Origin of the sequence: Rahnella woolbedingensis (assembly GCF_003602095.1) — a bacterium.
In the GTDB taxonomy this organism is placed as follows: Bacteria; Pseudomonadota; Gammaproteobacteria; order Enterobacterales; family Enterobacteriaceae; genus Rahnella; species Rahnella woolbedingensis.
The window spans coordinates 1-20,402 of the sequence record NZ_RAHH01000026.1; the positions used below are offsets into that span (position 1 = coordinate 1).

Annotated in this window: 19 protein-coding genes; 6 read left to right on the forward strand and 13 right to left on the reverse strand. The window is 47.8% G+C overall.

The features are described from left to right. The first annotated feature begins 207 nt into the window (after positions 1-207). Complete coding sequence (locus D6C13_RS25670; protein WP_167458053.1) at positions 208-354, forward strand: hypothetical protein; 147 nt, start codon at positions 208-210, stop codon at positions 352-354. A 24-nt stretch (positions 355-378) separates the two neighbouring features. On the opposite strand, the gene fabG is transcribed toward D6C13_RS25670, so the two are convergent. The 10 genes from fabG to D6C13_RS19390 all read right to left on the reverse strand — a co-directional run bounded on the left by fabG (position 379) and on the right by D6C13_RS19390 (position 11,283). After that, a complete protein-coding gene (fabG, locus tag D6C13_RS19345; protein ID WP_120134364.1) occupies positions 379-1,113 on the reverse strand; it encodes a 3-oxoacyl-ACP reductase FabG in 735 nt (244 codons plus the stop codon). Between the two features lie 3 nt (positions 1,114-1,116). Then, positions 1,117-1,359, reverse strand: coding sequence for an acyl carrier protein (locus D6C13_RS19350; RefSeq protein WP_112167911.1), 243 nt, complete (start codon positions 1,357-1,359; stop codon positions 1,117-1,119). 15 nt (positions 1,360-1,374) lie between these two features. Next, positions 1,375-2,139 (reverse strand): hotdog family protein, encoded by a 765-nt coding sequence (locus D6C13_RS19355; RefSeq protein ID WP_120134299.1) that lies wholly within the window; start codon positions 2,137-2,139, stop codon positions 1,375-1,377. After that, positions 2,136-3,392, reverse strand: a complete 1,257-nt coding sequence (locus D6C13_RS19360; protein WP_120134300.1) for a beta-ketoacyl-[acyl-carrier-protein] synthase family protein — start codon at positions 3,390-3,392, stop codon at positions 2,136-2,138. Before D6C13_RS19360 ends, D6C13_RS19355 begins: the two co-directional genes overlap by 4 nt. Positions 3,393-3,416: 24 nt before the next feature. Then, positions 3,417-4,787, reverse strand: a complete 1,371-nt coding sequence (locus tag D6C13_RS19365; RefSeq protein WP_120134301.1) for an efflux transporter outer membrane subunit — start codon at positions 4,785-4,787, stop codon at positions 3,417-3,419. Beyond that, positions 4,784-6,736, reverse strand: coding sequence for an ABC transporter permease (locus tag D6C13_RS19370; RefSeq protein ID WP_120134302.1), 1,953 nt, complete (start codon positions 6,734-6,736; stop codon positions 4,784-4,786). The genes D6C13_RS19365 and D6C13_RS19370 overlap by 4 nt, the downstream gene beginning before the upstream one ends. Continuing rightward, entirely contained in the window at positions 6,729-7,886 is a 1,158-nt protein-coding gene (locus tag D6C13_RS19375) for an efflux RND transporter periplasmic adaptor subunit (RefSeq protein WP_120134303.1), read from the reverse strand. The genes D6C13_RS19370 and D6C13_RS19375 overlap by 8 nt, the downstream gene beginning before the upstream one ends. Next, positions 7,883-10,006, reverse strand: a complete 2,124-nt coding sequence (locus D6C13_RS19380) for a peptidase domain-containing ABC transporter (protein WP_120134304.1) — start codon at positions 10,004-10,006, stop codon at positions 7,883-7,885. Before D6C13_RS19380 ends, D6C13_RS19375 begins: the two co-directional genes overlap by 4 nt. Before the next feature lie 15 nt (positions 10,007-10,021). Further along, positions 10,022-10,963: an LpxL/LpxP family acyltransferase gene (locus D6C13_RS19385; protein ID WP_120134305.1), complete on the reverse strand. Its 942-nt coding sequence runs from the start codon at positions 10,961-10,963 to the stop codon at positions 10,022-10,024. Between the two features lie 140 nt (positions 10,964-11,103). Continuing rightward, positions 11,104-11,283 carry a hypothetical protein gene (locus D6C13_RS19390; RefSeq protein WP_120134306.1) on the reverse strand — a complete coding sequence of 60 codons (180 nt, stop codon included), beginning with the start codon at positions 11,281-11,283 and terminating at the stop codon, positions 11,104-11,106. A 727-nt stretch (positions 11,284-12,010) separates the two neighbouring features. On the opposite strand from D6C13_RS19390, the gene yqfB reads away from it, so the two are divergent. After that, positions 12,011-12,316 (forward strand): N(4)-acetylcytidine aminohydrolase, encoded by a 306-nt coding sequence (yqfB, locus tag D6C13_RS19395; RefSeq protein WP_120134307.1) that lies wholly within the window; start codon positions 12,011-12,013, stop codon positions 12,314-12,316. A 62-nt stretch (positions 12,317-12,378) separates the two neighbouring features. Here the strand turns inward: yqfB and D6C13_RS19400 are convergent, their stop codons facing one another. Next, complete coding sequence (locus D6C13_RS19400) at positions 12,379-13,020, reverse strand: HD domain-containing protein (RefSeq protein ID WP_120134308.1); 642 nt, start codon at positions 13,018-13,020, stop codon at positions 12,379-12,381. Positions 13,021-13,135: 115 nt separating this feature from the next. Here D6C13_RS19400 and D6C13_RS19405 point away from each other — a divergent pair, with 115 nt between their 5' ends. After that, complete coding sequence (locus D6C13_RS19405) at positions 13,136-14,098, forward strand: GlxA family transcriptional regulator (RefSeq protein WP_120134309.1); 963 nt, start codon at positions 13,136-13,138, stop codon at positions 14,096-14,098. A gap of 34 nt (positions 14,099-14,132) precedes the next feature. Here D6C13_RS19405 and D6C13_RS19410 read toward each other — a convergent pair whose 3' ends face one another. After that, on the reverse strand, positions 14,133-14,693 hold the full coding sequence (locus D6C13_RS19410) for a DNA-3-methyladenine glycosylase I (protein ID WP_120134365.1): 561 nt from the start codon (positions 14,691-14,693) through the stop codon (positions 14,133-14,135). A gap of 180 nt (positions 14,694-14,873) precedes the next feature. On the opposite strand from D6C13_RS19410, the gene tus reads away from it, so the two are divergent. Next, on the forward strand, positions 14,874-15,809 hold the full coding sequence (tus, locus tag D6C13_RS19415; protein ID WP_120134310.1) for a DNA replication terminus site-binding protein: 936 nt from the start codon (positions 14,874-14,876) through the stop codon (positions 15,807-15,809). A gap of 69 nt (positions 15,810-15,878) precedes the next feature. Here the strand turns inward: tus and fumC are convergent, their stop codons facing one another. Further along, entirely contained in the window at positions 15,879-17,276 is a 1,398-nt protein-coding gene (fumC, locus tag D6C13_RS19420; protein ID WP_120134311.1) for a class II fumarate hydratase, read from the reverse strand. A 247-nt stretch (positions 17,277-17,523) separates the two neighbouring features. On the opposite strand from fumC, the gene manA reads away from it, so the two are divergent. Together manA and D6C13_RS19430 are read left to right on the forward strand one after the other, a co-directional pair. Continuing rightward, entirely contained in the window at positions 17,524-18,705 is a 1,182-nt protein-coding gene (gene manA, locus D6C13_RS19425; RefSeq protein WP_120134312.1) for a mannose-6-phosphate isomerase, read from the forward strand. 134 nt (positions 18,706-18,839) lie between these two features. Then, positions 18,840-20,381, forward strand: a complete 1,542-nt coding sequence (locus tag D6C13_RS19430; protein ID WP_120134313.1) for a YdgA family protein — start codon at positions 18,840-18,842, stop codon at positions 20,379-20,381. Positions 20,382-20,402 lie beyond the last annotated feature (21 nt).

Genomic DNA, 20,402 nt, shown 5'->3' on the forward strand with positions numbered 1-20,402 from the left:
TCTTTCTGACATTGTCAGACATAAAGGTGACATTTTAACTTTGGAACTGAGGGTGACATTTTAAACTGGGATAGACAGCGTATGTAGTAGCTAAATTGAGATGTCCGCTTATGGCTAATTTCAAATGTCCGCTTTGTTGTCGTTGTTCCGGGTATTTTATCCTCTGAGGACACGACTGATGCGGCATACGGTTCGGAGTTTTTCACGATGAATGAAGTTAATCGCCTGCAGATTTTGCAGGACGTTGTCGATAACCGGCTGACTACGCGTCTGGCCGCGCTGCGGCTCAACATTACCGACCGTCACTGCCGTCGTCTTCTCGAATGTTACGCGTATCGCCGGTCAAAAAATTGAAGTGTTACATGCCAGGCTCGAACGTCAGGCCGACATTCCTCCATCGAGGACTAAAGACTGGCCGGTCATGTAACTGCTTGCTTCACCTATCAAATAGGCCGTTGCCTGCGCGACCTCATCAGCACGCCCCAGGCGCCGCAGAGGAATATTGCTTTTCAATGCTTTTTGTTCGTGGTCTGACATTTGCGTGGTCATCTCAGTTTCAATCAGCCCAGGTAATACACAGTTTACTCGAATATTAAAACGGGCGACTTCGCGGGCCAGCGAACGAGCCATTCCTAGCATACCCGCTTTAGAAGCTGAATAAGCAACCTGCCCGATATTTCCTTTCAACGCAGAGACAGAGGATATCATCACAATACTCCCGCTCCCCTGCTCCATCATAGAAGGCAGTAACTGCTGATTCCAATAAAATACCGCATTGAGGTTTGTACCTATTAAAGTCTCCCAATCGTTTATGTCTTGCTTAAAATGTAACGCATCGCGTGTAATACCGGCATTATGAATAATACCGAAGGGTGCGCCATATTCCGTGAGAAGCTGTTGCGCAAGAGCCTTCACTTCTGTCGGTTTGCTTCCGTCACAACGATATCCGCTGACATTGAGACTAAGAGCTCTGCACTCATTGAGGAGAGATTCGGCCCGTGATTGCTGATCTTTCCAGGTAAATACGACATCGTATTCTCGTGCGAGATATTGAACTAAAGCAGCACCAATTCCCCGGCTTCCCCCCGTAACCAAAATCCATTTCTTTTGCATCATTTATGCCTTTTGTTCTTCCAATGCTTTACACATTTCACCCAATGTCAGGTTGGGATTATTAACGAACATATCCGCGCTTAATGTCAGATCAAACTCTCGCTTAACCAGCACCATTAACTCAACATAATCCAGGCTATCGAGTTTCAAATGATGAAGGGGCATTTCAGGTGTAAGCATGTCTTGAGTCAGATCTTTTGCATCACATAGCATTTCGCACACAATTGGGTAAACGTTGTTTGTCATAATAAGTTCCTATTATCAAGAAAGAGCCATTGGTTTTAATTTCAACGTAATGGCCGTTGTTATATATGAATGGTTGAAGTAATGCCCTTGCATAGCAATACGCACCACCAATCCCTGTTTATAATCCCCCACTACCAAAAGCGGTAACATCCCATAATGGAAGTTGTTTGAGCCCGGCGAAGATAAGAGGAATCGACGACTAAATACAATCTCATGATGTGTCTGAACAACAGGCATTTCCCGAAAAATGTCTGTCAGCGTCCCGGCATGAAGATCGGGTAATTTAATTTTTATTTCCTCGAATATTTCAGGCGATTTAACGATCAAACGAAAGAGTACCGAATCAAGAAAAGACCATTCGCAAACATTTTTCATAAAAGGATATTCCTTCCTTATATTCAAAAGTTCATCCGCAGAGAGGGTCGAATTCTTAGTTGTCACCTGTTCAATGGGAGGCAAAATTCGCTCCAATCTCGCTGAAAAACAACATGAACCCGTCTCATTTTCAATGAGTTGACATTGATTGTTGGTTTTAACAATCTTATATTCCGTATGGCATTTTATTGGATTGCGTAAACGGGCGTTGAAGCGATAATAATCCGCAGTATCAGAAGGAATGTCCTGACTCTTTTTCATATCCAGCAAGGCACGCATGCCGTGCACGGTCAGGCCCTCGATTCCCATTGCTTTCGCTTTGTTAACATCAAAATGAATGGGGTTATAATCGCCGGAAAATTCTCCCCATTCATGAGCATGTTCCAGGGTGTATATCAGTGTCACATTTCACCCCGGCTAATGATCAAGGCAGCGTTCGCCCCCCCGAAACCAAAACTCAGGTTCATAGTATGGAACACAGGTTTTTCACGATGACCTTCTGTAATAAAATCCAAATCACATATCGGGTCAGGCACTCGCAGATGGCAAGTAGAAGGAAGCCTTTGGTGCTTTAAGGTCTGCAGACAGATAATCGTTTCAAAGCTACCCGCAGCTGCAATAAGATGCCCGGAATACCCTTTCGTACTCGACACGGGTATCGAATAGGCTTCATCGCCCAATGCCATTTTGATCGACTCTGTTTCATTACGGTCATTAAGCTCTGTAGAGGTGCCATGAGCATTGATGTAATCAATATCCTGAGCTCTTAAACCTGCCTGTGTGAGCGCCGCATGAATAGTGTTTATCCGTGCCAACTTATCTTCAGCCGGTGCGGTGAAATCTACAGCATCAGAAAAGTTACCGTAGCCGCTTATTTCCCCTAAAATCACTGCACCTCGCCTTAACGCAGATTCCCGCTCTTCAAGGCAAACAGTGGCAGCGCCTTCTGACAGGACAAACCCATTGCGCTCAAGACTAAAAGGACAGCTGGCTTTCGTGATGTCATGTTCTTCACGGGTGAGTGCTTTTAATACATCAATATTCCAGATGGCGGAATCACTGCGCAGCGATTCTGCACTACCGGATAGCATCATATCAGCTCGCCCACTACGGATGGCCTCAAAGGCATCGCCGATCGCCATGGTGCCAGTGGCGCAGGCGGCTACGGGCGAATTTTGATAACCCCGCAGTCCCCAAAACTGGCTGCAGGCGGCTGTGGCAATACTGGGCATCGAAAAGAAACAGGCAAAAGGAGAACCCATTCCCGTGGCTTTATATTGCTCATGAAATTTAAAGGTTTCGTCCAGCCCACCCCAACCGGTTCCTATGATGGCTCCACATTTGAGCGGATCATAAAATTCTGTAGGGGCTTTTTCGCCAAAAGCCATGCTCATCGCTTCACGAGCAGAGACCATTGCCAGATGAGCAAAACGAGGCAGGCGACGACGAAGTACCGCCGGCAAAAATTTCAAATCCAGATTTTCATCAACCAGGCCATAAAAACGTGATTTGATTCCCGCAGGATGCTTATCAATAAAACGGTAACCGATCCGATAATCCATGATTGCATCCCAGCTCTCTTGCGCGGTTAAGCCGAGTGGGGTAATCGCGCCATAACCCGTTATGACGACTCGCCGTGGCAGTGTTTTATTATTCATGAGTTAACGTCCTTAGAAAGAGGGTCATTCGGGGATCTCTTCTCCACCAATAGCGAGCCAGAGTTGCATCGTAGAGTTGAGGTAATTGTTCTGAATATCAGATAACTGATTTTCAACGGTCAGGAGGTTATTCTGTGCATCCAGCCAGATTTCAATGGGTTGCGCGCCAGCGAGATACTGACTTTTTGCCAGTTTTAGCCGTTGCTGGCTTAACGTCAGAGAGATCAACGTATTCTCCCTCTGCTGCGACCATTTCTGCCGCTGTGTAAGCGATTTTTCGACATCAGAAAGTGCTGAATACACCTTTTGCTGGAAGGTAGAGGCTGCGGTTTTTACATCAAGTTTTGAGCGTGCGATGGTCAGTTGTACCTTGTTCCATTCCACAAATGGCAGGACCAGGCTGCTACCAATGACTCTGTCTGGTTCGGAAAACCATTGACTAAATACACTGCTGCCTGCACTTAACACGGCGCTTAAAGACACGGTGGGATAAAAGCTCAATGCGGCGACATCAGAACCTGCAAGCACGGCGCGTAGTTCCGATTCTGCCGAGTGCACATCTGGCCTGCGGCGGATAACCTCAACTGGCAGACTCATCTTCAATTCGATGGTTTGTGTTAAATCCAAACCATCACGCTCTGGCAGTCGCATTGAGGGAGGTCTGTTGAACAAAATCGCAAGAGAATTGCGTATCTCCTCGCGCTGTTGGAATAAATCCTTCAGATTATTTTCTTGTTCCAACACTGACTGGGTGGCTTGCAATACATCCAGCTGACTTACCGCGCCTGCGGTGAATCGTGATGTCGTGACAACTTTGGTTTCTTCGGCGATCGCCAGGCTGCGCTGAGAATTATCAATTTTTTGATTTATTCCGGCTATTTGCCAATAGTACTGGGCAGTAGTACCAATGAGGGTCAGAGCAGTATTCTGGCGCTCTAACGCCGTTGCCTCAGCCTGCCAGGCAGACTGTTCGCGCATACGTGCCAATTTCCCCCACAGATCAAGCTCATAACTCAAACTCACGGAAGCGCTATAGCCTTCAACGGAATCAGTATGATGCCGGATATTTTTGGTGTTATTCGCACTGCCAGAGACGCTGACATCCGGGGTGAGATTGGTATCCGAAAGATTGCTGTCCAGCCGGGCTTGTTGCAGTCTGAATCCAGCAATAGCTAAATCGTTATTTCGCGTAAGAACGTCATCAATGGCGTGCGTTAATTGAGGATCGCCAAATACAGTCCACCAGTGACCTGAGCTTGCTAACCACGCTGAACCTGTCTCCTGTGTACTCCACTGCATCGGAAGAGTTAATTCTGGACGCTTATAGTCGGCTTTAACTAATGAGCCACACGCCGTTAATGCAAGGGCGATAAATGTTACTTGTAGGATCCTCATTCTCGAGTCAGAGCCTCCGTCGGATTTAAACGAGCGGCGTTCCGCGCAGGGAAGAAACCGAATCCAAGTCCAATCAGGCCGGAGAAACAGCAGGAGAATAAAATCGGAGGCATCGTGAAAACGAGGGGGAATTTATTCGTGCATAATGCGAATGTGCAGCCTGCAACGATGGCAAGCACAATTCCGATCAGCGAGCCCATCAGGCAAATCACCACAGATTCCACCAGAAACTGCCGCAAAATATCGTGCTCCCTGGCACCCACAGCTAACCGTATACCAATTTCGTGGGTTCTTTCTTTGACGGAAACCAGCATGATATTCATCACGCCTATGCCACCGACGATGAGTGAGATCCCTGCGATAGTGGCCACCAGGAGGGTTAAAGAATCCGAGGTTTTTTTCACCGCGCTTAACATCATGTCATCGCTCTGAATGAAGAAATCACGGCGGCCATGGGCGATGTCCAACAGATGCTCAACTCGCTGTTGAGAAGATTCCATTGCCAGCCCATCGTTGAGTTGTAACTCAATCAAGTTAAGAGCAACCGGCCCTTCCAGGCGATCCTGCATCGTCGTGAAGGGGATCCATCCCTGCAAACCACTCCTGCTGGGGGCTACCCCATTAATTTCCATCACGCCGATAATGACAAATGGCACACCACGAAGTTGAATAATTTCGCCGACTGGATGGCCGTTATGAGGAAATAAACTCTTTGCTGTTTGGGTGTCGATCACTAACCCGGCAGCTCTCTCTGCCAGGTCACCTGCGTTAAAATGCCTGCCCATCACTAAGACCATTCGATGAATAGCAAAATAGCCCTGATCGACACCGTGCAACTCGAGAAAAACATTTTGCCCGTTCGCCAATGCCTCGACAGAAGTATTAACAACAGGTGAAATATTTTTAGTGAAATCTTGACGTTGCAGCATTTCTGCATCACGTACTGAAAGACTGAAGGCTAAATCAGGACGGATATCGCTCCACCCAATGCCGGGGTGTATAGACAGCGATTTCAAGCCTAGATCGCTTATATCATGAAGAATTTTTTGCTTTGCACCATTACCCACAGCCATTGACACGATGATGGAAACAACACCAATAATCATGCCAAGCATTGAGAGTAATGCGCGAGCGCGATGTCCACGCAACGCCTGCCAGGCCATAGAAATAGCATCTTTCAGGCTTTGAAAGAGTCCGGGACGCTCGGTGCTGGTGGTAATGTGTAACAGTGATGTGTGTTGATAAAAGTCATTTGTCGAGCTGGCGGCATGGTCAGCGACAATTTGGCCATCATCGATCTCAAGGATACGTCCTGCCTGATTGGCAATAAGCGGATCGTGCGTGACCAGAATGATGGTATGACCCGCCTCATGAAGGCTATGTAATATTGCCATCACTTCTTTTCCACTCGCAGCATCCAATGCCCCTGTCGGTTCATCGGCAAGAATAATATCAGCCCCGTTCATTAAAGCCCGTGCAATACTGACGCGCTGTTGCTGCCCACCAGATAATTGCGAGGGTTTATGGAATATTTTTTTTTCAAGCCCAAGACGGATCAGTAAGCTGCTGGAACGTTCAATTTGCTCTATTTTATCCATCGACGTATAACGCGCAGGCACTGCGACATTATCTTGTGCGTTGAGATAGGGCATAAGGTGATACCGTTGAAAAATAAAACCTATATGCTGGCTGCGCAGCGACGCGAGCTGATTGCTGCTGGCTCCGGTAGTCTCTATACCTGCCACATAAATCTTTCCGCTGCTCGGCTGATCTAAACAGCCAAGCAGGTTCATCAGCGATGATTTCCCCGAGCCTGAAGGGCCCATAATGGCGACCATTTCGCCCTGCTTTATCTCGAGCGAAATGTTCTTAAGCACATGCACCGCAAGATCACCCGAAATGAAGGTACGATTCACATCCACGAGGCGGAACGCTGTCAGATTAGCCATCGATGGCAGTCTCAAGAGCTAAAGGTGGGATCTCAACACTTTGGCCTTCCACAAGCCCCGATTTCACTTCAGCAAAAACGTTATTGTGCGCACCAATTTCAATTTCACGGGAAATCCTCTGCTTTCCGTCAATGAGTGTTACGTAATAGCGCCCTTGTGCATCTCTTTCCTGTAACGCAGAAAGTGGGATGCGCAGAACGTTTTTCACATCATTCACTACAATCGAAACTTGCGCAGTCATGGAGGTTTTCAGCAAGCGCTCAGTATTGGTTATCTCAAAAACACCACTGTAGTAAATAGCCAAAGCCTGCTGTGAGTTATTGGATATTTCATTGGTATTATTAAGCACCCCATCTGGGGCATTTTGAATTTCGCCCATCACGCTGTTATAGAGACGTGATGGTTGGGCGAGGACATAGAATGACAGAGGTTGGCCTGATTTGACCTTAAGGATGTCTGCTTCCGAAATACGGGTCTGTATATGCATAACGCTAAGATCAGCCAGAACCATAATGGTCGGGGCAGTTTGCGAGGAAACGATCGTTTGCCCTTCCTGAGTTACGACACCCAGGACTTCACCCTCTATTGGGGCAACAAGTCTCGTATAACCTACATTTGCTTTGGCTGTTTCCACCGCCATTTCGGATTGGACTATCTGTGCCTTATTCATTTCCAGCTGTTCGAGTTGAGAATCAAATAGGGACTGTGCTTCTTCTAAGTCACTTGCTACTCCAGAGCCTTCCCTCAACATCACTTTCTGACGACGCAAAGCAAGCTGATACTGTTTAAGCAGCACTTGTGATGACCGCAATTGCGCACGCGCGCTTGCAAGTTCTGCCTCTGATTTGCGCAATTCGTTTTGTTGCAAAATGGGATCTATTTCAGCGAGCAGTTGCCCTTTCTTTACTTTGTCGCCCTGGTGTACGTAGAGCTTTTTTAATTGACCATTCACCTGCGCACCAATACTGACCTGGCGAATAGGTTTTAATGTCCCGGTGGTAATGACCGTCGTTTGGATATCACCACGGGTAATTTTTGCAAGAACCCCTGCCGGTGATGAATGATGTTGTTGGTTAACAATAAAGTAAGCTGTAGCAGATACGGTAAACAGAATAACCAGGCTCCATATAACGACCGATTTCTTTTTCATAACGGGTTCATATCTGATAGCGCAGGAGAACGGCGGACTAACCTACCCTGTTCAATACAGCAGGCATGGTCAAACAAAGGCAAAATAGCCGTATTATGGGTCACCACGATCAGTGTTTTACCTTCGTTGCGGCAATGCGATATCAAAGCATTAGCAACGGTAAATGCGGTGTCGTCATCGAGATTCGCGGTAGGCTCATCCAGAACAACTACGGGTCGGTTACTGTACATAGCTCGAGCAAGCAATAAGCGCTGGCGTTGCCCAAGCGAAAGTCCAGTGTAACTTTCGCGGATCTTCGCCATCATTCCTCCGGGGAGTTTGTCCACTATATCTCCCATATCTAATGCCTTTAGCAATTCAGACATATATTCAAGCTTGCTTCTGTCAAAATTTGGATCAAAAAGACTTATATTTTCTGCAACGGAAGCATTAAAAAGAATATCGTCCTGGGATAATAAATAAAAAAGCGAACTGATTGCAGAAGCGGTCACTGAAACGCCATCAGCCTGGATCTCCCCTGATTCAGGGTTCAGTCCACCGGACATCACTTTTATTAGGGTACTTTTACCTGCCCCCGAATTTCCTGTGATTGCCAGCATTTGTCCCTTAGGAATACAAAGCGAAACATTTTGCAGCGTCGTATCCACACTGTCGTAACGGAAAGAAAGGTTTCTGTATTCCAGAGAATGATTGAATGCAGTAACTGCTATACTGGCTTCGGGTTTGCTAACCTGATCGCCTGCGGAGGGAAAGATATCTTCTGCTCGGTTATCAATGACCTGAAGCTGATTCTTCTGGATAACGGAAAAAAATATCTTAGTGATATAAGACGAAAATATTTGTCGAACAAAACTATAGGCAAAGAAATCCCCCAAAGAAAGCCGACCATCTTTAAGCAATGGTAAAGCCAGCAGCATAAAAAACACCATTTCTAGACTTCCTACCAACTGGTAAATGCTGTTCTTCACCTGTTCATAAACATTCTTATCGCGTACACAGCTAAATAATGAATACGTTAACTTCGCAAATCCTTTTTTGCGTAGTTCCACCAGTCCGGAGGATTTGATTGTGTTAAAGCCCTGGAGTGTTTCCAGGATGAATTCATTCTGCTCTGCGGTTCTTATTTGCAGCGTTTGAGTGTAAAAACGGTCACGATAAATTGCCCAAACACTGACTAACCCCATGGCCGTTACCCCGGCAAAAGAGACTAATGCGAGCGAAAGATTCATATAACCCAGAACGCTAAATGCCAGCAAGCCAACGAGCCAGTCAGTTCTTAAACTATTATCCAGCTCAATTTTTCGTCCGGCTGCAGCTTCCCATGCCGTAAAACGGCTAAATATGTCTCCTGGTGCACGACGTTCAAAAAAACGAAGCGGATTGTTTAGCAGGCGGGAGAAACCCGAAGTACTGTTCAAAAAAGAAAAATGTTTAATATGTCTTTCAGTTACCCAACGGACAGATAATGCAAGCGCGGTGGAAATCACAAAGACCAGCAAGAAAAGTCCATAAGGGAAATCTTGCTGCCCGGCAGACGTGTAAACATTGTTTATCGCCTGGCTGACCATCACTGGCATAACAAAAAGTGTTAAGGATATTAATAGCGTCAGCGTCATCAGAGTATAAATGCCTCTGACTTTCGCGGTTTGACGTAAACTCATGCAGGAGAAAAATGAACTCCCCCTTGATTTATTTTTTTCGTTTGGGCGATGCGTTGTGATTTCTTCATCAATGACAAGCGCGTAACCACTGATGTCTCGTTTAAGTGCATCAATAGACAAAAATTGCTGGCCAACACCAGGGTTCATAACGCAAACATGGCGGCCTTTGCGATAGGCCAATATCACATAGTGACCCGCGCCATAATGCAGAATACAGGGTAAAGGAAGCGCATTGAGTTCATCAAAGTCAAATAATACTGGATACGTTGGAATGTTTAATTCCGTCAGGATATCACTGAGCTTATCAAGCGATGTTCCATGTACTGAAATAGGGTGTTTTTCGCGTAAACTGGCCAATGATATTTCAACACCCTGAGTTTCTGCAAGCATTGCAATGCAAGCAAGCCCACACTCATTGATTTCACTTTGAAATACCATTGCAGGAATAGAATTATTCATATCCAATCTTTTAACTTAGTGATTAATAAAATATAAGGAATGAAGGTGCCATAACAACCAGTCTTGGGGATGTTCCCTGATGGCACTCTCAATCAGCCCAGGCATACTGGTGGATGCTTCCTTTTTATCCATTGGAGGATGGATGTGAATTTTTATCCCGTCTTCGTAATAAAGATAAAAGAAAATAACTTGCGCTGAAATTACTTTCGCAAGTCTGAACACACCACTGTGCAAACTCGCTTTTCTCCCAAACATAGTGCAATTTACTTTCGAAGAAAAAGTTGCTCCAGTCTTATATGTATATTCCGGGACAATGTCGGGGAAGATAATAATATTCGTGTCATGTTTAGCTGCGCTCAGGCAAGCTGACATAATATTTTCTGCAATCCCTTCATTGTTTCCGTGTATTGAGCAGTAAGTCAGATTGACACCGCCCCTGCGGCGGTCTTCGGACTGATATGCCTCTGCATTTGCGGAAACAATAACGGTACCATTACCCGGATACGCCTTTCCGGCAACGATGCCAGAAAGAATATCTGAGACCATATGCATAGGCGCTAACACAACGGGTGAACCGATATCATGTAAAGGCTTCACTATGTTATTCAGCTGAGCCGCACAATCGTCCAGTTGTGCCATGATCTTCTCGTCCCGGCCAAATGTTGCGGCGTAATCTAGGGCTTCACGACGCTGTGTCAACCAAACGAAATTTATCTTTCTTTTCTGACCTAACAGACACCGAATATTTTCACCGGCAACATCGGCGCATTTATTTTTATTTTTACCCGTCAGTTTTAAAAAGCGCTGCAAGTGTAGAATGGCAAATAATATTCTTAAATTAATAGTGCGGGGAGTTGATTTTTCACGAATAAACTTATCAATAATATTTATTTTTCTGAAGGCATCATCGTAAAAACATTTCAAGGTAATATAAGAACTAACAACGAAATATCGCATGCCAACCCCAAGTTTGTTATAAAGACTACTATTTGCAGGACTCCTTTAGCATCATTTCTAAATTCATTTAGATAATAGACTGGTGAATACTATTACTACTTCACACACCAGACTATTAAGTCTATTAAAACCAGTTTACATTAATGACCGCAGTAGCTCTTACTTACAAGACCTACGTCCGTATTTTTTGTAACTTTACCATGTTTATCTAACTCTTCGTAATAGGCATGACATGTACCCACCACTGATTGCCATTTGTAAACAGTTCTGGTATCGCCACCGACAATTTTTTTTGCTTCAGTCATGTTTAATTTAATCATAGAAACATCCTTTTACATACATTAATTACATCAAGTTCGGCGTGGTGATATTAACTATTTGATGATATAAATGTCAATAGTTCTAAATGTTGATCACCTTTAATTTCACCTCCAAAATATCGTTTATTTTTATTATTCAAGTCCAATCTATTCACTCATCAAATGAATTAACCTCGGGTACACCGATAAATTCACAGGCAAAGGACATGCCTAATTTTAATGAATAAATTCGTTAAGTTTACGAAACCCCAAGAATAATTCTCCAGCTTCATCGCTCTATCTGGATGTTTCCACTTTATTTGGTATTCACGGTGATCTGGGCACCTCTGCATAATACACATTATGAAAATTAGTTGAGAATATTTTTACATATTTTAAATGTGAGAGGAATCCAAAACTTACCTTAAGCTACACCCATCCATTTATTTATGTGCTAATAGCAGCCAGGCTAAGGGGCGCGTCGAGCGTGCCAACCTGACGCTGCAGGATCGGCTGATTAAGGAGATGCTGCTGGGGGTTCCTGCGGTATCCTGCTCTGAAATGAGCCGTTTATAATTACTATTCGGCTCGTATAATGAGCCGAATAAAGTCGCTAATTGGCTCACAGGAATCTCAATGAACCACCGGCAATGGATTTGGCAATCACCTGACTGGCCTCAGTTCAACTGGGATGATGAGACGTCATTCTAAAATCACCGACACCTTTTCTTCTCTTAATGGAAACCCTATGAAAAACATCACTTTTTACGGCAGATTTGAAAACGATATTCTTGCCGGACGCAAAACCATCACGTTGCGCGAAGCCAGCGACGCAAACGTTTCAGCCGGTGATAAGGTGCGAGTCAGTCGTTATGAAGATGATGTATTTTTCTGCAATATCGAGGTGATTGCGGTGACGCCGGTCATGTTCGACAACCTGAATGAAACACATGCTGCGCAGGAAAACATGACGCTTGAGCAGTTAAAGGATGTCATTAGCGAAATTTATCCGGGCCTCAGAGAACTGTTTATGATTGAGTTCCGGCTCATCTGATGTCATTCGTGACAAAATGGGCGCGCCGTGAATAAACCGGTGCGCCCTTTTCTTCTTTGAATTCAACCCTGCCAGCGCGAGTTACGGATCACTGAACAGAAATTGCCTTTGATAAAACCGGGCTCTTTGTTCGCGATAACATCCGCCTTCACGTTGCCGAAAGTTGTCTGCGGCTTGTCTTTTATCCCGTCATAAAACGCCTGAATAATATCTTCCTTAAACGCAGGTGTCCGCGGATGCGCACCGACAACCGCGTTACGCACTTCATCTTCATAGCCCTGATAGTTAATGCCCAGCACGTCCATTTCCACGCCGGCGGTCACCAGTGCAATAACCGGATCCATAAATTCGGGAATGCCCGGCGTGGTATGTAAGGCTATCGCGGTCCATACTTTATCAATGTCCTGCGTGCCGACCCCGTGCTGTTGCATGAACTGCCGCGCAGCATTCGCACCGTCTACTTCAAAGCGTTTGTCGCAACTGCAATGTTCATGAGTCAGCCCCATATCGTGGAACATACAGCCGATATAAAGCAGCTCAGGATCCACTTTTAACTCACGTTGTTGCCCGGCCAGTGCGGCCCAGTAATAAACACGACTTGAATGATGGAACAGTAAATCGGACTCAGTATCACGGACCAGTTCTGTTGCTTCACGGGCCATTTTACTGTCAGGAATGCGGATACCACGGATCTTCAGACTCATAATATTTCTCCTGCTGGGTTGTATGAAGCAAGAATAAACGGCAGGATAAATGTCATCAATCGTCGCAATATGACGATATAAGACAAAAAGTCATTCTGCGACAGGAAACGCCTCAATGCCCAAACACATCATCATTCTCGCCGTCCCCGGCGTACAGTTGCTCGATGTTTCCGGCCCGCTGGACGTATTCGCTGAAGCCAATCAGCAACGCGGTCGTGAAATTTATAAACTGAGTATTATGGCGACCGGCGATCAGGCGGTGATCACTACGTCTTCCGGTGCAAGAATGGTGGCAGACCTTTCGCTGCACTCGCCTTTGCCGGACGCGATAGACACATTCCTGGTCGCCGGTGCGCCACAGCTGGATGAGCATTTAGCCGACCCGCCGTTAAGAGAAGGTATCCACAGGTGGAGTCAGCAGGCGAAACGTTTTGGTTCAGTATGCAGCGGCGCCCTGCTGCTCGCTTCGGCGGGATTGCTCGATGGTCGCCGCGTGACCACGCACTGGTCTGTGGCTGGCAAACTGAGTGAAGATTATCCGCGGGTAAAAGTCGAAGCTGATGCCATATTCATTGCCGACGGGCCGTTACGGACAGCAGCCGGTGTAACGTCCGGTCTCGATTTAGCGCTGAATATGGTTGAGGAAGATCTCGGGCGGGAAACGGCGCTGGATGTTGCCGCGCAACTGGTGATGTTCTTTAAACGTCCCGGTGGACAAATGCAGTTCAGCCGTCACGGTCAGGCCTCACTGAGCGGCAGATCAGCGTTGCAGGATGTGCAACGCTGGGTGATGAATTCCCTGAATCATCCGCATAATGTGCAAAGTCTGGCCTTACATATGGGCATCAGCCCGCGACATCTCACCCGATTATTTAATCAGGAACTCCGGCAGTCCCCCGCGGAATGGCTTGAACAGCAGCGGGTATTTCATGCCCGGCAGTTGCTGGAATCTGGCGAGCTGGCTATCAAACAAATTGCCGCTGAGTGCGGATTTTCAGGCGTCGATATCCTGCGACGGGCATTTGTGCGGCAGTTATCGGTGACACCGTCACAATATCAAAAGTATCATATTCGTTAAGATAACAAACAGAAAAAAACCTGTAAAATCAGGCTTATTTCGCCACCTGCGCGCGGCGGAAACATTCCGGATGATGGGTGTTAATCAGACCGGTAGCTTCCAGCCAGGCATAGACAATCGTCGGTCCCACAAACTTAAACCCACGCTTTTTGAGATCTTTTGAAATACGTTCGGAAAGCGCATCTTTGGACGGAACAGGTCCAACGTGCTGAATCGCCTTTCCTCCGATTTGGGCCCAAATCCATTCACCGAAATCCTCACCAGCCTGCTGCATCGCAAGATACGCGCGGGCGTTATTAATCACAGCCGTAATTTTGATACGGGAACGGATAATTTCGGCGTTATTTACCAGCCTTTCGATGTCATCTTCCGTGAATCTGGCGACTTTCTCTGGTTCGAACTGGCAAAAAGCCAGCCGCAGCGCGTCGCGTTTTTTTAGTACAATCCGCCAGGATAGCCCGGCCTGAAAGCCGTCGAGCATCAGTTTTTCCCAAAGTGCCCTGCTGTCGCGCACAGGCTTACCCCATTCATGATCGTGGTAATCAATCATCATCGGGTCATTTGTGCCCCAGGGACAACGGATAAGGTCAGTCATAGCGAACTCTTTCAGCAGGTATGTCATTTATTCTAACCTGACCGCCATCCTGACGTGGTAAACTTTCTTTCCCGCCTGTTAAGCCTTGTAAACACCTTATCTGATGATTTCCCTGTAGTTCATGTGTGCACTATTTATCATTATGCCCTATAGTGTATGTTGTAACTAACTGGAGGAAGCATGGCGGATTATGATTTAATTGCCCGGATGAACGGTTGTTTTAATGAACTGGAACTGGCGTTGCAGGATCTGGGGCATTTCCTGAGTCAGCTGGAATTATTGCAGGCGCGGGTCTTTGCGCTTCCCGAGGTTGTTAAAGGTGAAGAACATAACCCTGCAGACAAAATCATCGTCACACCTCACACCGGCGAGGCCGCGCAGCAACTGGCGTTACAGCATTTTCAGCGCCTGTTTATCCATCATAATAACGAGAATGTCAGCAGCAAATCGGCTGTCCGTTTGCCCGGTGTGTTGTGCTATGCCGTTGACCCAGCTGAGCATCAGTCAGCCCTGCTTCTTATTGAAGAAGTGAACAAACTGAAGGCCGAGCTGGAACATATTGTCACCGTGGAATCCGGTCTGGCCCGCGAGCAGCGGTTCGAATTTGTGCATACCCATCTTCGCGGTCTGATTACGCTTAACGCCTACCGTTGCGTGACCTATCTGAACGATCCGGATTCTGTGCGCTTTGGCTGGGCGAATAAGCATATTATTAAGAACGTGACACGTGACGAAGTGCTGGCTCAACTGGAGAAAAGCCTGAATGCCGGGCGCGCTGTTTCGCCTTATACACGTGAGCAGTGGATGGAAAATATTAACCGTGAGATGAGCGATGTGAAGCGTCTGCCTGAGCATGCGGCGCTGAAATTTAAACGTCCGGTGAAAGTGCAGCCCATCGCCCGCGTATGGTATCGGAACAGCCAGAAACAGGTGCAACATCCCTGCCCGTTGCCGCTGATTGCGCTATGTCTGCGCTCTGCGATGATGCAGGTACCCAAGTTAGGTGAACTACACGATTACGACGTCACGACCATTAAGCATAAGTACAAACCACAATCGCAGCCGCTGAGTCTGCTGATCAAACGCCTGCATTTGTACACCGACTATCCGCTTTAACCCACTGACAGCGGCCATAAAAAAGGTCCGGGAAACCGGACCTCGTTTGCTTTGCGTTAGGGTAAAACCTTACGCTTTCATACTGCCAACCATCGCTTCCGGACGCACCCATTCATCAAACTGTTCTTCAGTCAGATAACCGAGTTTGAGGGCAGAACCCTTCAGCGTCAGCCCTTCTTTATGGGCTTTCTTGGCGATTTCGGCCGCTTTGTCATAACCGATATGCGTATTCAGCGCCGTCACCAGCATCAGCGATTCATTCAGCAACTGAGTGATACGGTCGCGGACAGGTTCAATACCCACTGCGCAGTGCTCGTTAAAACCACGCATTCCGTCGGCCAGCAGGCGCACGGATTGCAGGAAGTTATGAATCACCAGCGGGCGGAAGACGTTCAGTTCAAAGTTGCCGGAAGCCCCGCCGATATTCACCGCCACGTCGTTACCCAGCACCTGCGCGCACAGCATGGTCATGGCTTCGCACTGCGTCGGGTTCACTTTGCCCGGCATGATGGAACTGCCCGGCTCGTTTTCAGGGATAGAAATTTCGCCAATGCCGCAGCGCGGCCCGGAAGATAACCAGCGCACATCATTGGCGATTTTCATCAGCGAAGCAGCCAGACCTTTCAGTGCCCCGTGACCGTGAACCAGCGCATCGCAGGTAGCCAGCGCTTCGAATTTATTCGGCGACGTCACAAACGGCTGTTGAGTCAGTTCCGCCAGCGCTTTTGCCACGCGCACCGCATATTCCGGATGTGTGTTCAGCCCGGTACCGACGGCAGTACCGCCCAATGCCAGCTCAGCAATGTGCGGAATGCTGTTTTCAATGTGCGTTAAATTGTGTGCCAGCATCGCTACCCAGCCAGAGATTTCCTGACCCAGCGTCAGAGGCGTGGCGTCCTGTAAATGAGTACGACCAATTTTAACGATATCGCGAAACGCATCCGCTTTGGCGGCCAGCGTTTTGTGCAGCACTTTCAGCTCCGGGAGCAGCGTTTCACGCAGTTCGATCACGGCAGCGACGTGCATCGCGGTCGGGAAGACATCGTTAGAACTTTGGCTCTTGTTCACGTCATCATTCGGGTGAACTTTGCGCGCTTCGCCCCGCTCGCCACCGAGAATTTCACTGGCACGGTTCGCCAGCACTTCATTCATGTTCATATTGGTCTGGGTGCCGGAACCGGTCTGCCAGATAGCCAGCGGGAATTCAGCCGGATGCTGACCGGCAAGCACTTCATCTGCGGCAGCTACAATGGCGTTTCCGCGCTCTGCCGGCAGCAAACCTAAATCCATATTCACGCTGGCCGCCGCGCGTTTGGTCAGAGCCAGCGCGTGGATCAGCGCCTCAGGCATTTTTTCAGAAGAAATACGAAAATGCTCCAGGGAACGTTGCGTCTGTGCGCCCCAAAGTTTATCTGCCGGAACATCAATTGGCCCCATTGAGTCTTTTTCAATGCGTGTTGCTGCCATTACTGTCTCCTTTGATGCTTATTGCGATAATAAATCAGATTTTTTAGCAGGTTCTTGATTGCCGCGCGCGCTCCCACGCATCCGTTGGCGGCCCGTTAATTATAGTGACTTATAAGGCGGGCGTATAATTCGATTCGTTCTCCATTCCGAAAATATACACCCATGGCACTTTTTGGTGCTTCGTAGTTGTAATGCCTGCTTTGGCATTGTTTACTAGGCGGCAATATTTTCTATTCAGGATGAAGCAATGCAAAAGATGCATAACGGTGTACAAAATTACGCCTGGGGCAGTAAAGACGCGCTGACCAAACTCTACGGTATTACCGATCCGCAAGACCGCCCGATGGCCGAATTGTGGATGGGGGCTCATCCTAAAAGCAGTTCTCAGGTTGAGAACGCCAGCGGCCAGACCGTCTCACTTCGCGACCAAATCAGCGCCGATCTTATTGGCCAGTTAGGGACTAAAGTCGCTAAACGTTTTGGCGAGTTACCCTTCCTGTTTAAAGTGCTTTGCGCAGATCAGCCGCTTTCCATTCAGGTTCACCCAAGTAAAGGTGCCGCTGAGGTTGGTTTCGCGAAAGAAAACGCCGCCGGAATTCCTCTCGACGCCCCCGAGCGTAATTATAAAGATCTGAATCACAAGCCTGAGCTGGTTTATGCTCTTACGCCTTTCCAGGCGATGAACGGTTTTCGCGAGTTGCGCGACATCGTCTCTTTACTGCAACCTGTTGCAGGCGCGCATCAGCTGATTGCCAGCTTCCTGAATTTCCCGGATGTTGACCATCTGCGTACCCTGTTTGCCGGTCTCCTGAGCCTTGAAGGTGAAGAAAAACCTCGTGCGCTGGACGTTCTGAAGTCCGTGCTCGATGAGCAACACGGAGAGCCGTGGGACACAATCCGCAGCATTGCTGAATTTTATCCTGATGACAGCGGCCTGTTTTCCCCGCTGCTGCTGAACGTTATCACCCTGCAACCGGGTGAAGGCATGTTCCTGTACGCCGAAACCCCGCACGCTTATCTGAAAGGCGTTTCTCTGGAAGTCATGGCGAATTCCGATAACGTTCTGCGTGCCGGTCTGACGCCGAAATATATCGATATTGCTGAATTACTGGCCAATCTGAAATTCAACGCGAAACCGGCAGCTGAATTACTGACCACGCCGGTTGTAAAAGGCGCGGAACTCAACTTCCCTATTCCTGTCGAAGATTTTGCGTTTTCTATTCACAGCCTTGCAGCAGAACCGCAAACGCTGGAACAGGACAGCGCGGCTATCGTTTTTTGCATTGAAGGCCAGAGCATTCTGGCAAAAGATGACGAAACGCTGGTGCTCAACCCCGGCGAGTCCTGTTATTTGTCAGCCGGTGAATCTCCGGTTACGGTCAGCGGTAATGGTCGCATTGCACGGGTGTTCAATACACTCGCGAAATGATCCAAAGCCTAAACAAAACGGGGCTAACTGCCCCATTTTGATGATTTTTTTGCTGATTCAGCTACACTGAGAAGACTAATAACGCCGTAAGGCGTTTTTTATTTTCGGGATATTTCATAAGGATAAACAGAGATATGAAGAAGTCATTAGTCGCTGTAAGCGTCATTGTAGTCCTTGGCGCGGCCTGGACAGGCGTCTCGTGGTCCACGGGTAAAATGATTGAGCAGCATATGGATGAGCAGGTCGCCAATGCCAACAGCCAGCTGCAAAACGCTTATCCGAAAGCCGGTTTGAAACTCAGCTATGAAGATTACCAGCGCGGGCTGTTCAGCAGCAAAATGCGTATTGTTCTGCGCCCAGACGCTGCCGCTGCCACCGCAGGCAGCAGTGTGCTGAAAACCGGCGACGAAATTGCCTTTAACGAAACCATCGATCACGGTCCTTTCCCTGCCGCTCAGCTGAAAAAATTCAACCTGATCCCAAGCATGGCGTCTGTTCATTCTGAACTGCAAAACACGCCGACAGTCAAAGGCCTGTTTGATGTCACCAAAGGCAAATCCCTGGTCACCATCGACACCCGCGTTTCCTACAGCGGCGCGAGTGCATCAGCCATTGACATCATTCCGGTGACGTACCAGAAAGAAGAAACCCAGCTGGCCTTCTCTGGCGGTACCATCAATGTGGATGTCGATAAAGAACTGACCGCCATGAAGCTTGATGCCAATACAGACAGCATTGCGCTGACGTCTAAAAATCAGTGGGGGCAGCTTGAGAAAGTGACTCTGGCCGGTTTTAGCATGGACAGCGATACCCATCAGGGTAAATTCCAGGTGGGCGTGGGCGATCAGAATCTGACCGTAAAGCAAATTCTGGTGAACGTTGACGGTAAAGACGCCGGTTCCCTGGACAACTTCAAGCTGGTGAGCAAATTCTCTGAAAACGGCAATAACATTGGCGGTCAGCAGGATTACACCATCGATGCACTGAAAGTTCAGGGCCAGGATTTCGGGTCTGCAAAACTGACCCTGAAGCTGGATAAGCTGGATGGCGCTGCGCTGAAACAGTTCGCTGACAACTACAATCAGCAGTCACGTGAATTGCTGATGAAACAAGGTGAACTGGATCCTGCTGCTTATCAGCAACAGGCTGCGGATTTACTGCTGACGAACCTGCCATTACTGCTTAAAGGCAATCCGTCTATCAGCGTAGCTCCACTGAGCTGGAAAAACAGCAAAGGCGAAAGCAGCTTCAATCTGCAACTGGATCTGAAAGACCCGGCGGCAACACCGGCACAATCGCAAGACCAGATGCTTTCTCAGTTGGTGAATAAAGTTGACGCTAAACTGACTATCCCTCTGCCGATGGCCACTCAGGTGACCACTCAGGTTGCACAGATTGAAGGTTATAACGCCGACGATGCCGCGAAACTGGCTCAGCAGCAGGTTCAGGGAATTGCCGCGATGGGTCAGATGTTTAAACTGACCACCGTGAAAGATGACACCATTTCCAGCAGCTTCCATTACGCTGACAATCAGGTTGACCTGAACGGCCAGAAAATGACGTTGCAGGAATTTGCAGGTCTGTTCGGCATTCTGGGCGGGCCAGCAGCGCCAGCCCCGACGCCTGAACAGGAAACGCCAGTGACTCCGGCTCCGGCGCCAGTTCCGGCTCAGTAATATTCTTTACTCCTCCCGCTG